This window comes from Egicoccus sp. AB-alg6-2 (genome assembly GCF_041821025.1).
GTDB lineage: Bacteria > Actinomycetota > Nitriliruptoria > Nitriliruptorales > Nitriliruptoraceae > Egicoccus.
In genome coordinates this window covers 195,239-209,214 of the sequence record NZ_JBGUAY010000003.1, presented here as the reverse complement: position 1 = coordinate 209,214, position 13,976 = coordinate 195,239, and the positions used below count along the sequence as shown (strand labels likewise).

Below are 13,976 nucleotides of genomic sequence, written 5' to 3'. Positions count from 1 at the left end.
GGCGTGCACGTGAGCGGCGGGGCGCTGGCGGTCGTGATCGTCGCGGTGGTGATCGGCTCGATCACCAAGGGGGTCACCGGCTCGGGGCTGCCGACGGTGGCCATCCCGGTCATGGCCGGGTTCATCGGCGTCGAAGCGGCCGTGGTCCTGATGGCGTTCCCGACGGTCGTGACCAACTCGTGGCTGCTGTGGGAGCATCGGGGCCACGCCCGCAACGCCCGCCATCTCAAGCGGATGCTGGTCGCCGGCGCGGCCGGATCCGTCGCGGGCGTATGGCTGCTGACGACGCTGCCCGGCAACGTGCTCTCGCTGGCCCTGGCGGTGGTCATCTTCGGATACGCCGCGCTGAAGCTCTGGCGTCCCGAGGTTGCACTGCCCGAACGTGCCGCACGGCTGCTGTCGCCACCCGTCGGGTTCGCCGGCGGTGTCGCCCAGGGGGCGACGGGGATCGCCGGCCCCCTGACCGCCACCTACGTGCACGGGTTCCGCCTGGAGCCCGGCGCCTACGTGTTCACCATCGCCGCGCAGTTCCAGCTCTTCGCGGCGGTCCAGGTCGCGACCTTCGTCGCGCTCGGGCGCTACACGGGGGAACTGGTGCTCGGCAGCCTGCTCTCCCTGATCCCGGTCGTGCTGTTCCTGCCCGTCGGCATCCGGCTCGGACGCCGGCTGGACCGGCACCGCTTCGAGCGGGTGGTCCTGGTCGTCCTGGTCGTGATGGGGACCAAGCTGCTGTTCGACGGCCTCAACGGCTGAGGTGACCGCCGGCCCCGGTGTCGCCGAGGAGGGCCGCGACGCGCTGGAGGCTGGTGGCGGCCTCGTCCATCAGCGCCGTCAGCACCTCGGCCGCCGCCGGCAGGTCCTGGACGAGCCCGCTGGCCTGCCCGGCGTACACGTGGGCCACGTCGCGGTCGTCGCGGGCGACGGCGTCACGGAACTGTTCCTGCACGTCCGGGAGATCGTCGGCGAGCGCCTCCTCGCGGCCGTGCCACCGGTCGGTGAGCCGGTTCCGCAGCGCCCGGCCGGGGAACTGGGCCGGCCAGTCGGCCTCCTGCACGAGGTCGAAGACGTGCGTGAGCACGGTGTCGGTGGACTCGGCCGCCAGGATGCGGTCCTTGGCGCCCGCGCTGAACGCGGCCTCGCGCGTCGCGGCGAACCGGGTCCCGATCCAGGCGGCGTCGGCTCCCATCGTCAGGACGCCCGCGACGGCCCGGCCGGTCGCGATCCCCCCGGCCGCCAGGACCGGGACCCCGGCCTGCGCACCGAGGGGCAGGACCTGCTGCAGCAACGGGAGGGTCGCGATGCTGCCGGTGTGGCCCCCCGCCTCGGTGCCCTGCGCCACCAGGACGTCGACGCCGGCGTCCAGCGCCTGGCGGGCCGCCGCGACGGTCTGGACCTGTGACGCGACCAGGGCGCCCGCGTCGTGGACGCGCGACACGTACGGCGCCGGGTCGCCGAACGACAGCGACACCAGCGCGGGGCCGTGCTCCAGGACGTGCCCGAGCAGGGCACCGTCGCCCAGGGACCACAACAGCAGCCCGACCCCGAAGCGCCCTCCCCGAGCCGCGATCGCGGCCTGCTCGGCCACCCAATCCGTCGACGCGTCGCCGCGGACACCGAGCATGCCGAGTCCGCCGGCGGCACTGACGGCCGCCGCGAGGTCGCCGTGGGCCACCCCGGCCATGGGCGCCTGCACGATCGGGTGCGCGAGGTCCAGGCGGGTGCAGAAGGGGGTCATGACGGCTCCAGGTTCGCGGCGACGGACTTCGCCTGCAGGATCATCCGCCGTCCCAGCATGCACACCGCGGCGGCGGTCAGCATCACCCCGCCGGCGACCGACCACGCCACGGCGAACGTGGTCGCGGCGGCGACGGTGCCGAAGACCAGTGGGCCGATCATGCCGCCGAGCCACAGTCCGGTCTGGGTCAGGCCGGTGGCGGTGGCCGCCGCGTGCGGGTAGCTGCGCACCACCGCGAAGGTGAACAGGCCGTTCCAGCCCCAGCCGGCGACGAACGCGATGACGGTGCCGACCAGGAACAGGATCGCGGGCGTGGCGACCGCCAGCAGGGCGAAACCGAGCGAACCCGCCACGAGCATCGCCGCGACCCGGTTGACGTGGGCTCCTTCGCGCCGATCGGCGAGCGCGCCGACGATCACGCGGGTCACGATGCCGAGCACGCTGCCCATCGCCAGCAGGTAGCCGGCCGTGCTGTCGGCGAAGCCGGCATCGACCGCGGAGGACACCAGGAAGACGCCGATGGAGTTCGCCGCCGCGGCGCCGAGCATCGCGCCGGCCGCCAGCACGGCCAGCGGGAGCCGGTCCACCGTCGCCGCCGGGGCCGATGGATCCGACCGTCCGCGCCCGCGGGGCCGTGACCGGGACGCGGAACGGGGCGCGAGGAGGGGCAGGGCCACCGAGCCCGCCGCCACCATCACGAACGCCCAACGCCAGCCGATGGTGAGCCCGACGAGCGGCACGGAGACGCCCGCGAGCAGGGTCGTGATCGGGACGGCGGACTGCTTGATGCCGAAGAACAGGCCCTGGCTTCCGCTCGGCACCTCGGACGCGAGGAGCAGGTTCGCCGCCGGTTGCGCGAACGCGTTGCCGATACCGGCGACCACGAGCATGCCGACCAGGGTGGTCCAGCTGGTCGCCAGGCCGGCGATGCCGAGGAGGGCCAGCCCGCTCAGGGCCGCCGTCGCGACGATGCCGCGGTAGGCGCCGGACCGCTGGACGAAGCGACCGGCCGGCGCCGAGCCGACTGCGGAGACGGCGAAGTAGATCGTCGTTGCCAGGCCGAGCTCGCGGGTACCGAACCCGAGCTCGGCGCCCATCTGCACCGACAGGCCCCCGAGCATGTAGACGGGCAGCATGCCCTGTGCGGTGGACACCAGCGCTGCGCTGACGGCCCGGTGCCTGCTCACCGGTCCGGCCCCGTCCGCGGTCCCCGCGCCGCCGTCAACCGCGCCAGGACGTCGGGAAGATCGCGCAGGTCGTCGACCTCGTGCGTCGGGCGCGGCCCCGACGGGTCGAGCTCGTGCCCCGGGCGCCGCACGCGCACCACGGACAGGCCGGCCTCCAGCGCGCCCCGGGTGTCGCGGGACGAGGCCGGCACGTGGATCAGGTCGTCGCCGAAGCGGGCGCGGGCGGCGAGGTAGAGCCCGGCGTGCGGCTTGTACACGCGGGCCTGCTCGGAGGTCAGCCGGTCCTCGACCCAGGAACACACGTCGGTCGCGCGCAGCAGGTCGTCGTCGATGTTGCTGAGCAGCGCGACGGGGTGGCGCCGTGCGACCTGCCGCACGCCCGCGTCGGCGTCGGGCCACAGCGGCCAGTCCGGCAGCGACGCCAGCAGGTGGTCGGTCGCCGTGACCGGGTCGCCCGGCAGGTTCTCGTCGTCGAACAGCTCACGCATGGCACGGTGCGCGAGGGCCCGGAAGCCGACGAACTCCGTGGTCGTGCGGTGCAGCGTCTTGTTGCGCCGGTCCCACGCCACGAACACCGCCTCGGGATCGGGCGGCCACGCCTCGCCCGTGAAGAGCTCGGCCAGGGCGGTGCTGCCGCCGGTGCGCGAGTCGACGAGCGCGCTGTAGACGTCGAAGGTGACGGTGGGCGCCCGACTCACGTGAGGTCCCCGACCAGGTCGATGTGCGCGCGCATCGCCGTCTGCGCCGCGGCGGGGTCGCCGGCCTCGATGGCCTCGGCGATGCGGCGGTGCTGTGCGCTCGATCGCTTCGGCCGACCGGGCTGCGACAACGAAGCGATGCGCGTGTCGTGGATGACGCCGGCCAGGTAGTCCATCAGCTCACGCAACAGGGCGTTGCCCGCGGCCGCGGTGACGGCGGCATGAAAGTGCTTGTCGCCCTCGGCCCCGATGCCACCGGCGGCGATGTCGGCGTCCATCAGGTCGAGTGCGAGCCAGATGCGCTGCAGGTCGCCATCGGTGCGCCGTTGCGCCGCCAGGCCGGCCAGGGCGACCTCCAGGGCCTGGCGGGCCTCGATCACCTCGGGGAGCCGACGGCGTTTCGCCAACAGGGACTCGAACGCGAGCCGCTCCTCGGGGCGGCGACGCAGATAGATGCCGTCGCCGTGACGAATCTCGATCAGCCCCTGGGCCTGCAGGGCAGCCAGCGCCTGACGCACCGACGCCCGGCTGACGTCGAACCGTTCCGCGAGCGAGCGTTCGGTGGGCAGGCGGTCGTCGACGGCGACGCCGCGCTCCGCGATGTAGGCGATGAGCCAGTCGGCGACGCGCTCGTACAGCGCGGTGCGCGCGACACCGGGTGCCACGCGGCGCGCGCGGTCGTCCGCCTCTGACGACATGCGGACCATCCGGTCCTCTCCCCGGCTCGCCAGTGCCCCGGGGTCGGGGATTCCGGCGGATTCCTTGACACCCGGGACCGTACCCATTATCACTGTCCAGTGTCCAGACCAATCCGCAGTGCGGAAGCTTGTCTTCCATTCAGCGGTTCTTCAGGTTCGCCGTGGGAGCGACGAACCGGGTGTCAGCAGGCGCGCGACGAGAAGCGTGACCGGCACCAACGGTCGGGGACGGACGAGGGAGAGGTCCATGAGGATTCGCAGCAAGACACGCCAGTTCGCCGTCGTCGTCATCAGCGTGCTCGCGTTGGTCGCCTGCGGCTCGGACGCCGACGTGGCCGATGACGCGCCACCCGGTGACGACGGCACCGCTGCCGAGGACCCCGGTGACACCGAGGGCGACGACGGCGACACCGGTGACACCGGCGAGACCGGCGGGAACCAGGCCGACGTCCTGGCCGCCATCGACGAGATCGCCGCACAGGTCGAGGCGGGCGAGCTCGCCTACGACCCGGGCTCCGACGCCGACGAGGCCATCGAAGCGCTGCGCGAGGCGATCCCGCAGCCCGAGGGCTACCCGGGCCGGCCGATCGAGATCCTGATCGGCTTCGGCGAGGGTGGCGGCTCCGACAACTACACCCGCAACGTTGGCCGGGACGCCGAGCGCATCCTGGGTCAGCGGCTGATCTACAACAACATGCCGGGTGCCTCGGGTGAGGTCGCACTCGGCCACATGTTCACCCAGGCGGCGGACGGCTACACGATCGCCAGCGCCATCACGAACCAGGTGATCAACGACGCGCTCGACATCCAGCCCTACAGCTTCGTCGACGACGTGGCGTTCATCATCCGGCAGCAGGGTCCCACCGAGATCTACTGGGTCGCCGCGGACAACGAGTGGGAGACCTTCGAGGACATGCTCGACTATGCCGCCGAGAACCCGGGACAGGTCCGCGTGTCGGGCTCCGGGATCGGCAGCGACGACGAGTTCCGCCTCCTCGCGCTCGGGTCCGAGATCGACTCGACGTTCGGGTTCGTGCCCTTCGACGGCGTCGGTGGCCGCATCTCGGCGCTGCTCGCCGGGGACATCGACGTCCTGCACGAGACGGCCGGCACCGTGATGGACCTGTACGAGGACGGCCAGATCCGGCCGCTGGCCTACGGCGGCGACATCGTGTTCGAGGACATCGACCCCGACATCCCGTCGGTGGCCGACCTCGGCTACCCGGTCCCCACCGGCCGCTGGCGCGGGATGGTGGCGCCCGGCGACGTCGACCAGGAGATCATCGACTACCTCCACAACGTCTTCTACGCATCGGCGCAACTGCCGAGCTACAAGGAGTACGAGGTGGAGTTCCTGCAGCACGTGGCCGGCGGCTACCTCAACGGCGAGGAGTTCGAGGCCGAGGCCCGGCGTGAGCGCGACGAGATCGCCGCGCTCGCCGAGGAGTTCGGCTACGACGCCGGCGCCCTCCAGGAGTAGAAGTCCGTTCACACCGGTAGGAAGGCCGGTCGCCGGCCCGGGTGGGAGCCCGGGCCTGCGACCGGGTGACACGGCAGGGAGGACCACCGATGGGTGAGCAACGCACCGAGGCGCACACCCCGGCGAGCGGCGACGCGCACCGACCACGATTCGGTCGCGCGCGGCAGGAGATCGTGGTCGCGGCGGTCCTGCTCCTGGGGTTCGTGTACCTGCGCCTGCAGTTGCACGTCCTGATCCGGGGTCGCCGCGGCGCCGCCTACCTCGATCCTGACTTCTGGCCGAGCTGGCTGCTCAACGTCGGCATCGTGCTCGCGCTGCTCTACCTCGTGTTGTCGATCGTGCGCGAGCGTCGTGGCGCACCCGACCCCGACGTGGCACCCAAACCGCCGGCCGACCCCACCGCGACGGGCGTCGACGCCCCGGCCGAGGACCATCACCACGACGTGGCGATGAGTGGCAACCCGCTCGCGCTCGCCGTCGGGTTCCTGCTGCTGTTCGCCTACATCTGGGGGATGACGCGGATCGGCTTCGTCCCGGCGACGGTGGCGTTCGCGGTGGCGTTCCTGGTCTTCGTCGGCGAGCGCCGGTGGTACGTCATCACCGCCTTCCCGGTGATCCTCCTCGCCGGGCTGCTCTACGTCTTCACCAGGCTTCTCGTGGTCCCGCTCCCGCGAGGGCGAGGATTCTTCATCGAGCTGAGTACGTACTTCTACTGAGCCGGCCCCGTCGCCAAAGGCGCTCCCATGGACCTCCTCACCGGGATCGGCTCGGTACTCGAGCCGTTCCACCTGCTGCTCCTGCTCGGCGGCGTGGTCATCGGCCTGATCTTCGGCACCATCCCCGGCCTGTCGGGCATCACGGCGGTGGCCCTGCTCGTGCCGTTCAGCTACGTGCTGGGTGCCGAGGCGGCGATCATCATGATGATCGGTGTCTACATCGCCGCCACCTGCGCGGGCTCGCTGGCCGGCTCGCTGTTCAACATGCCCGGCGACGTCATGGGCGCCGCGACCGCGCGTGACGGCTACCCGTTGACGCAGCAGGGACAGGCCGGACGCGCGATCTCGATGGACATCACCGCCTCGGCGGTCGGTGGCTTCATCGGCACGGTCCTCCTGGTGCTCATCGCGCCGCAGTTCCTGCGGATCGCGCTGCGCTTCGGGCCGCCCGAGTTCTTCGCGCTGGCCATCCTCGGCATGACGTCGGTGGCCAGTCTCGCCATGGGTTCGCTGGTCAAGGCGCTGCTCGCCGGCACGTTCGGCCTGCTGCTCGCCACGGTCGGCCTCGACCCCGTTTCGGGAGCGGTCCGTTTCGTGTTCGGCGTCCAGCCCCTCCAGGGCGGCATCGACTTCATCCCGGCCATCATCGGCTTCTTCGCCGTGGCCGAGATCTTCCACGCGCTGTACTACGGCACGGGATCCGGCGGCTACAGCAAGGAGGACATCAAGAAGGTTCCCCGCTTCGCCCTGCCGTCGATCGCCGACCTCAAGTGGACCAAGTGGACGATGCTGCGCTCCAGTCTGCTGGGCAACTTCATCGGCATGCTGCCGGGCGCCGGTTCGACGGTCGCGGCCTTCCTCGGGTACGGCACCGAGGTGCAGATGGCGAAGGACCCGAGCAAGTTCGGCAAGGGAGAGATCCGTGGCGTGGTCGCGCCGGAGGCGGCGAACAACTCGGCGGCCGCCGGATCGATGGTGCCGTTGCTGACCCTGGGCATCCCCGGCGGCGCCGTCACGGCCATCATGCTCGGCGTCTTCATCCTCAACGGCCTGCGTCCCGGCCCGCTGCTCTTCCGTGACGCGCCCGAGATCGCCTCGTCGGTGTTCGGGGCCCTGATGGTCGCCAGCGTCGTGGTCTTCTTCGTCGGACTCCTGCTCGTGCGGGTCCTCCTGCGGCTGCTGACCATCCCCTTCGAGATCTTCAGCACGATGGTGCTGGTGTTCGCCGTCGTCGGCACGTTCGCCATCTTCAACCGCCCCATCGACCTGTGGATCATGCTGATCTGCGGCGTCCTGGGCTTCTTCGCCAAGCAGTACGAGTTCCCGGTGTCGGCCCTGGTGTTGGGGCTGGTCCTGGGCGACATCGCCGAGATCGGGCTGGTCAACGGCGTCAACGTCACCCGCGGCAGCTGGGGCATCTTCTTCACCCGCCCGTTCACGATGGCCACGCTCGCGATCTCGCTGCTGCTGCTGCTCATGCCGATCTACTTCGCGGTGCAGCGTCGCCGCGAACGCGCCGCGGACGCGCCCACCCGTGAACCGGTGGGCTGACGGCCGCGTGACGCAGGCCGCACAACGGCGTGCGAGTTGCGTCCCGGGCAGCGATGGGCGACCATCGGCGAGCGGTACCCGTCATGGGCGCCGCCGACGGACGTGCAGGAGCGATCGTGCAGCGGGACATGACGACCACCGACGGGCGCTGCGGCGTCCGTGTCGTGGTGTGGTTTCCGCACGTGCAGCGCGTCGGCATTCTCGTCGTTACGTAGCGCGTACTCGGCTCCGAGTACGCGCGAACCTCCCGGGCCGGGGGGTTTTTGCGTAGGAGGGGCCGCACCGCCGAACGGGTCGGCGGTCGTCGGGCCAACGCAGGAGAACAGCGCATGTCGGGTGACAATCACGCAGGTGCCGCGGAGCTGGTCACCGGCGCGCAGGCGGTCATCAAGAGCCTCGAGGCCCTCGGCGTCGAGGTGGTGTTCGGGTATCCGGGCGGCGCGATCATGCCCGCGTACGACCCGCTGATCGACGCCGACCTGCAGCACGTCCTCGTCCGCCACGAGCAGGGCGCCGTGCACATGGCCGAGGGCTACGCGCATGCGACGGGTCGTGTCGGCGTGTGCATCGTCACCTCCGGCCCCGCCGCCACCAACCTCGTCACCGGTCTGGCCGACGCGCACATGGACTCGATCCCGGTCCTGGCCATCACGGGCCAGGTGGCGCGATCGGCCATCGGCTCGGATGCGTTCCAGGAAGCCGACGTGACCGGCATCACGATGCCGATCACCAAGCACAACGAGTTGGTCCAGTCGCCCGAACGCATCGCCGGTGCGATCAAGGAGGCCTACCACGTGGCCCAGTCCGGCCGGCCCGGCCCGGTGCTGGTCGACATCCCCAAGGACGTGCTCAACGCCACCTTCGCCTGGGCATGGCCCGAGCGCGTCGACCTCCCCGGATACCGGCCGACGGTTCGCGGTCACGGCAAGATGATCCGGGAAGCACTGCAGCTGATCGCCGCCTCCGAGCGCCCGGTCATCTATGCGGGTGGGGGGCTGGTCCGCGCCGGAGCCGGCGAGGAGCTGTTCGCGTTCGCGACCCGGCTCGGGCTTCCGGTCGTCACCACGCTGATGGCACGCGGCATCTTCCCCGACACCCACGAACTCGCCGTGGGCATGCCCGGGATGCACGGCCACTACAGCGGCGTGATCGCCCTGCAGGAAGCGGACCTGCTGGTCACGCTCGGTGCCCGGTTCGACGACCGCGTCACGGGCGACCTCGACAGCTTCGCCCCGCACGCGAAGGTCGTCCACGTCGACGTCGACCCGGCCGAGATCGGCAAGAACCGCGCGGTCGACGTTCCCATCGTCGGCGACGTCAAGGTCGTGCTCGGTCAGCTGCTCAAGGTGCTCGACGACAAGGACGACACGGCGTTCGCCCCCGCCATCGACGCCTGGCGCGAGCACGTCCGCGACCTCAAGCGCGACCATCCGCTGCGGGTCGACCAGCCGGACACGGGCGTCCTCAAGCCCCAGACGGCGATCCGTGCCGTGTACGAGACCTGGGGTGACGAGGCGGTCTACGTGGCCGGCGTCGGCCAGCACCAGATGTGGTCCGCGCAGGTGATCCCGTACACGCGCGGCCGCCAGTGGATCAACTCCGGCGGGCTGGGCACCATGGGCTTCGCCGTGCCGGCCGCGATCGGCGCGAAGGTCGGCGTCGGCCGGGACACGCCCGTGGTGGCCATCGACGGCGACGGCTGCTTCCAGATGACGTTCCAGGAGCTCGCGACCGCCGTCCAGCACGACATCCCCGTGATCTTCTGCGTGGTCAACAACGGCTACCTCGGCATGGTGCGACAGTGGCAGCACCTGTTCTACGACGACCGCCTGTCCCAGGTGGCCCTGCCGCAGGACTGCCCCGACCTGATGAAGATCGCCGACGCCTACGGCATCCCCGGGTTCCGCGTCATGACGGTCGACGAGCTCGACACCACCCTGGCCAAGGCGCGCGAGATCACCGACCAGCCCGTTCTGGTGGAGTTCCGGGTCGACCCGGACGAGATGGTGTTCCCGATGGTTCCCGGCGGCGCCAGCAACGACGACATCATCGAGTCCGCCGACGAGTGGCGGGCACGGCTCGCCCGAGCCGGCCGGTAGGAGACCCCATGGATCGCCACACGCTGTCGGTACTGGTCGAGAACAAGCCGGGTGTCCTGACCCGTATCGCGGGCATGTTCGCCCGCCGCAACTACAACATCCACTCGCTGGCCGTCGGACCCACCGACGACGCCCGCGTGTCGCGCCTGACCCTCGTGGTCGGCGCCGAGGCCGTCCAGCTGGAACAGATCGTCAAGCAGCTCAACAAGCTGGTGCACGTGCTCAAGATCGTCGAGCTCGAGGCCGACGAATCCGTGGTCCGGGAGATGCAGCTGGTCAAGGTCGCCGCCGAGGGCGCCCACCGCAGCCAGATCATCGAACTCGCCGACGTCTTCCGCGCGAAGATCGTCGACGTCGACCACGACTCGATCACCATCGAGGCCGCCGGCGACCCGAGCAAGCTCGAGGCGATGGTCAACCTGCTCGAGCCCTACGGCATCCGGGAGATGGTCCGCTCCGGCACGATCGCGCTCGCGCGCGGTTCGAAGTCCATCACCGACGGCTCCAAGGTGCGGATGCAACGCGTCGTGTGACCACGCTGCGGACGGTCGTCAGGCCGCGGCATCGATGGCGGCCAGCAACTCGCGCGCCCCGAGTCCCTTGTGCAGGTACAGGTCCGCGCCGGCCGCCCGTGCGGTGTCGGCGGCCGCGCTCCCGGCCAGGCCCGACAGCACGACCAGGCGCGCGGCGGGCAGCGAGACCCGCAGGTGCGGCAGCGCCGCGAGCCCGTCCATGACCGGCATCGAAAGATCGATCAGCACCAGGTCGGGCAGCAGTTCGCCGGCCATCGTCAGCGCCGCCTGGCCGTCCTCGGCCTCGCCGACCACCTCGTAGCGGCCGCTGCGTTCGAGCACGGTCCGCATCAACAGCCGCAGTGCCGATTCGTCGTCCACCACCAGGGTCCGCGTCCGACGCGACGTCCCCCCGCACCCACCCCGCACGACCGCTCCGATCGGTGCATCGGCGCCCTTCTCAGTAGGGTGTCGGGTCGCCGGTCCACGTACGGGCCCATCGGCAGTTCGAGGAGACACCAAAGCATGCAGCCCGTTCCGGCCGCCATTCCGCCCGAGCGGTTGCTGCTGGGCCCGGGCCCCAGCCCGGTGCACCCCCGCGTCCTCGAGGCGCAGGGCCGTGGCGTCGTCGGCCACCTCGACGACTTCACGTTCTCCCTGGCGGACGAGGTCGCAAGCATGCTCCGCAGCGTCTTCCGCACCGACAACGCGCACACCTTCGCCGTGTCGGGCACCGGGTCTGCGGGCATGGAGACCACGGTGCTCAACCTCGTGGAGCCCGGGGACACCGTGGTCGTCGGCGTGAACGGTGTCTTCGGGGCGCGGATCGCCGACATGGCGCGTCGTGCGGGGGCCGAGGTCGTGGCGCTGGAGGAGCGGTGGGGACGCGCCATCCCGCCCGACCGGGTCGAGTCCGCCGTGCGTGCCCACCCGGAGGCCAAGCTGGTGGCGCTGGTGCACGCCGAGACCTCGACCGGTGTCCACCAGCCCCTCGAGGAAGTCGGTGCCCTCCTGCGCGACACGGACACGCTGTTCGCCGTCGACGTGGTCACCAGCCTCGGTGGGCTCCCGGTCGAGACCGACGCGTGGGGGATCGACGCCGCCTACGCCTGCACCCAGAAGTGCCTGTCGGTCCCGCCGGGCCTGTCACCGGTCACGTTCTCCGCGAAGGCGATGCGGGCCCTCGCCGCGCGGGCGACCACCGTGCGGTCGTGGTACCTCGACCTGCAGGGCGTCTACCGCTGGTGGGGACCGGAGCGCGGCTACCACCACACCATGCCCGTCACGGCCCTCCTCGGCCTCCACGAGGGGCTGCGCCTGGTGCTCGAGGAGGGGATCGAGAACCGGTGGGCGCGCCACGCCGAGGTCGGCCGGTTGTTCCAGGAGCACGTCCAGGACCGCGACGCGGTCCTCCTCGCCGATGCGGCGCACCGTCTACCCCACCTGACCGCCCTGGCCTGGCCCGACGGGATCGACGAGCGGGCGCTGCGGTGCGGGCTGCTCCGCGAACACGGCATCGAGGTGGCCGGCGGACTCGGCGCGTACGCCGGTCGCGCCTGGCGCGTGGGGCTCATGGGCGAGGGGGCTCGGCACGAGCACGTCGACCGCCTCCTCGACGCCGTCGACGAACTGCTCGAGCCGTGATGGTCGCCGGGGGTCGTCAGCGCCTGACCTGGAAGTGGCGGGCCGTCGCGGGGGTCGTGATCGCGATGGTCAACGCCTGCCGGTGGCGCGTCCGGGTCGAGGGGCTCGATCACGTCCCCGCCGACGCGGGTGCCGTGCTCGCCTTCAACCACCACAGCTATCTCGACTTCCTGATGGTCGCCTGGGCGCCGGTGCGGCGGTTGCGGCGGCCGGTCCGGTTCCTCGCGAAGCGCGAGATCTGGACCAGCCCCTGGCTCGGATGGCTCGTCCGCTGGGCCGAGGCCGTGCCGGTGGACCGCGCGTCGACGACGGCTCGTGCCGACGCCTTCGACGCCGCCGGTGCCGCGCTCCGCAACGGCGACCTGGTCGCGGTCGCCCCGGAACAGACCATCTCGCCCTCGTTCGAGCTGTTGCCGCTCCGCACGGGGGCCGTCCGCATGGCCCAGGCGGCCGGCGCGCCCATCGTGCCGGTGGTCGGCTGGGGATCGCAGCGGATCGCGACGAAGGGCCGGCGTCCCCGACCGGCGCTCGGCACGCCGATCGTGGTCCGCTACGGCCCGCCGTTGTCCGTGCGCGCCGACGAGGACCCGGTCGCTGCGACCCGGCGCCTGGCGCAGACCATGGCGGATCTGCTCGAGCGCGTCCAGCGCGACTACGAGGACGGGACCCCGGCCGGCGCCTGGTGGGTGCCGGCCCGGCTGGGCGGCGGTGCGCCGCCGCACGACGAGGTCCTGCGCGCCCACGAGGAGCGCATCAGCGGCTGGCGTGATCGGCCCCCCGAGGAGGCCTGACCGCGATCGCCTCGATCGCCTCGGCCTGCGCGAGTGCCCGGCGTGCCTCCTCGACGTGCAGGTTCTCGATCATCCGCCCGTTGACGGTCACCACGCCACCGCGCCCGGCACGCTGCGCCGCTTCCCAGGCGTCGATGACCTCGCGCGCGTCGGCGATCTCGGCCGCCGAAGGCGCGAAGATCCGGTTGCAGGGCTCGAGCTGGCGCGGGTGGATCAGCGTCTTGCCGTCGAAGCCGAGCTCGCGGCCCTGCCGGCACTCGGCCTCGAACCCCTCGGCGTCGTCGAGGTCGTTGTAGACGCCGTCGAGGACCGTCTTGCCGGCCGCACGGACGGCGAGCAGCGCCCAGGCCAGGGCCGGCAGCAGCGGCGCCCGACCGGGGACCCGCTGCGCCCGCAGTTCCTTCACGAGGTCGTTGGTCCCCATGACGAAGCCGGTGAGGCGAGTGGAGGCGGTCGTGATCTCGGCGGCACGCAGGATCGCGGCAGGCGTCTCGAGCATGGCCCACAGCCGGGTGTGCTCGGGGGCGCCGGCGGCCTCGAGTGCGTCCTCGATCGTGCGAACGTCGTCGACCGAGCCGACCTTCGGCACCAGCACGGCGGCGGGGCCGGCCGGGGCGACGGCACGGACGTCGTCGGCGAACCATGCGGTGTCGAGCGCGTTCACCCGCGCGACGAGCTCGCGGTGGCCGTAGGCGCCACCGGCGACGGCGGCCGCGACGCGTTCGCGCGCTTCGCCCTTCGCGTCGGGGGCGACGGCGTCCTCGAGGTCGAGGATCAACCCGTCGGCCGGCAGGCTCTTCGCCTTCTCGAGCGCGCGCTCGTTGGCACCGGGCAGGTACAGCACGCTGCGCCTCGGGCGGTGGTC

The 13,976-nt window shown here is 71.7% G+C and carries 14 protein-coding genes; 8 read left to right on the top strand and 6 right to left on the bottom strand.

Annotated features, from left to right (window positions below):
- Window positions 1–9: 9 nt before the first annotated feature.
- Window positions 10–753, top strand: coding sequence for a sulfite exporter TauE/SafE family protein (locus ACERMF_RS05920; RefSeq protein WP_373668111.1), 744 nt, complete (start codon window positions 10–12; stop codon window positions 751–753).
- On the opposite strand, the gene ACERMF_RS05915 is transcribed toward ACERMF_RS05920, so the two are convergent.
- The 4 genes from ACERMF_RS05915 to ACERMF_RS05900 are packed head-to-tail and all read right to left on the bottom strand — an operon-like array spanning window position 743 to window position 4,318.
- A complete protein-coding gene (locus ACERMF_RS05915; RefSeq protein ID WP_373668110.1) occupies window positions 743–1,735 on the bottom strand; it encodes an NAD(P)H-dependent flavin oxidoreductase in 993 nt (330 codons plus the stop codon). The two genes, ACERMF_RS05920 and ACERMF_RS05915, sit on opposite strands and share 11 nt — an antisense overlap.
- Window positions 1,732–2,922, bottom strand: coding sequence for an MFS transporter (locus tag ACERMF_RS05910; protein WP_373668109.1), 1,191 nt, complete (start codon window positions 2,920–2,922; stop codon window positions 1,732–1,734). The genes ACERMF_RS05915 and ACERMF_RS05910 overlap by 4 nt, the downstream gene beginning before the upstream one ends.
- The gene (locus ACERMF_RS05905; RefSeq protein ID WP_373668108.1) at window positions 2,919–3,620 is read right to left on the bottom strand and encodes a haloacid dehalogenase; all 702 of its coding nucleotides are present in this window, start codon (window positions 3,618–3,620) and stop codon (window positions 2,919–2,921) included. The genes ACERMF_RS05910 and ACERMF_RS05905 overlap by 4 nt, the downstream gene beginning before the upstream one ends.
- Window positions 3,617–4,318, bottom strand: a complete 702-nt coding sequence (locus ACERMF_RS05900; protein ID WP_373668107.1) for a FadR/GntR family transcriptional regulator — start codon at window positions 4,316–4,318, stop codon at window positions 3,617–3,619. The genes ACERMF_RS05905 and ACERMF_RS05900 overlap by 4 nt, the downstream gene beginning before the upstream one ends.
- Window positions 4,319–4,565: 247 nt before the next feature.
- On the opposite strand from ACERMF_RS05900, the gene ACERMF_RS05895 reads away from it, so the two are divergent.
- The 5 genes from ACERMF_RS05895 to ilvN all read left to right on the top strand — a co-directional run bounded on the left by ACERMF_RS05895 (window position 4,566) and on the right by ilvN (window position 10,697).
- On the top strand, window positions 4,566–5,798 hold the full coding sequence (locus tag ACERMF_RS05895; RefSeq protein ID WP_373668106.1) for a tripartite tricarboxylate transporter substrate binding protein: 1,233 nt from the start codon (window positions 4,566–4,568) through the stop codon (window positions 5,796–5,798).
- Window positions 5,799–5,887: 89 nt separating this feature from the next.
- A complete protein-coding gene (locus tag ACERMF_RS05890; protein WP_373668105.1) occupies window positions 5,888–6,514 on the top strand; it encodes a tripartite tricarboxylate transporter TctB family protein in 627 nt (208 codons plus the stop codon).
- A 27-nt stretch (window positions 6,515–6,541) separates the two neighbouring features.
- On the top strand, window positions 6,542–8,065 hold the full coding sequence (locus tag ACERMF_RS05885; protein WP_373668104.1) for a tripartite tricarboxylate transporter permease: 1,524 nt from the start codon (window positions 6,542–6,544) through the stop codon (window positions 8,063–8,065).
- A gap of 329 nt (window positions 8,066–8,394) precedes the next feature.
- Window positions 8,395–10,164, top strand: a complete 1,770-nt coding sequence (gene ilvB / locus ACERMF_RS05880; protein ID WP_373668103.1) for a biosynthetic-type acetolactate synthase large subunit — start codon at window positions 8,395–8,397, stop codon at window positions 10,162–10,164.
- 8 nt (window positions 10,165–10,172) lie between these two features.
- Window positions 10,173–10,697 carry an acetolactate synthase small subunit gene (ilvN, locus tag ACERMF_RS05875; RefSeq protein ID WP_373668102.1) on the top strand — a complete coding sequence of 175 codons (525 nt, stop codon included), beginning with the start codon at window positions 10,173–10,175 and terminating at the stop codon, window positions 10,695–10,697.
- A gap of 18 nt (window positions 10,698–10,715) precedes the next feature.
- On the opposite strand, the gene ACERMF_RS05870 is transcribed toward ilvN, so the two are convergent.
- A complete protein-coding gene (locus tag ACERMF_RS05870) occupies window positions 10,716–11,057 on the bottom strand; it encodes a response regulator transcription factor (RefSeq protein ID WP_373668101.1) in 342 nt (113 codons plus the stop codon).
- 144 nt (window positions 11,058–11,201) lie between these two features.
- Here ACERMF_RS05870 and ACERMF_RS05865 point away from each other — a divergent pair, with 144 nt between their 5' ends.
- Both ACERMF_RS05865 and ACERMF_RS05860 read left to right on the top strand, forming a co-directional pair.
- Window positions 11,202–12,320, top strand: a complete 1,119-nt coding sequence (locus tag ACERMF_RS05865; RefSeq protein ID WP_373668100.1) for an alanine--glyoxylate aminotransferase family protein — start codon at window positions 11,202–11,204, stop codon at window positions 12,318–12,320.
- Window positions 12,320–13,111 (top strand): lysophospholipid acyltransferase family protein, encoded by a 792-nt coding sequence (locus ACERMF_RS05860; RefSeq protein WP_373668378.1) that lies wholly within the window; start codon window positions 12,320–12,322, stop codon window positions 13,109–13,111. The genes ACERMF_RS05865 and ACERMF_RS05860 overlap by 1 nt, the downstream gene beginning before the upstream one ends.
- Here the strand turns inward: ACERMF_RS05860 and ACERMF_RS05855 are convergent.
- Window positions 13,074–13,955, bottom strand: a complete 882-nt coding sequence (locus tag ACERMF_RS05855; protein WP_373668099.1) for a CoA ester lyase — start codon at window positions 13,953–13,955, stop codon at window positions 13,074–13,076. The genes ACERMF_RS05860 and ACERMF_RS05855 overlap by 38 nt on opposite strands.
- Window positions 13,956–13,976 lie beyond the last annotated feature (21 nt).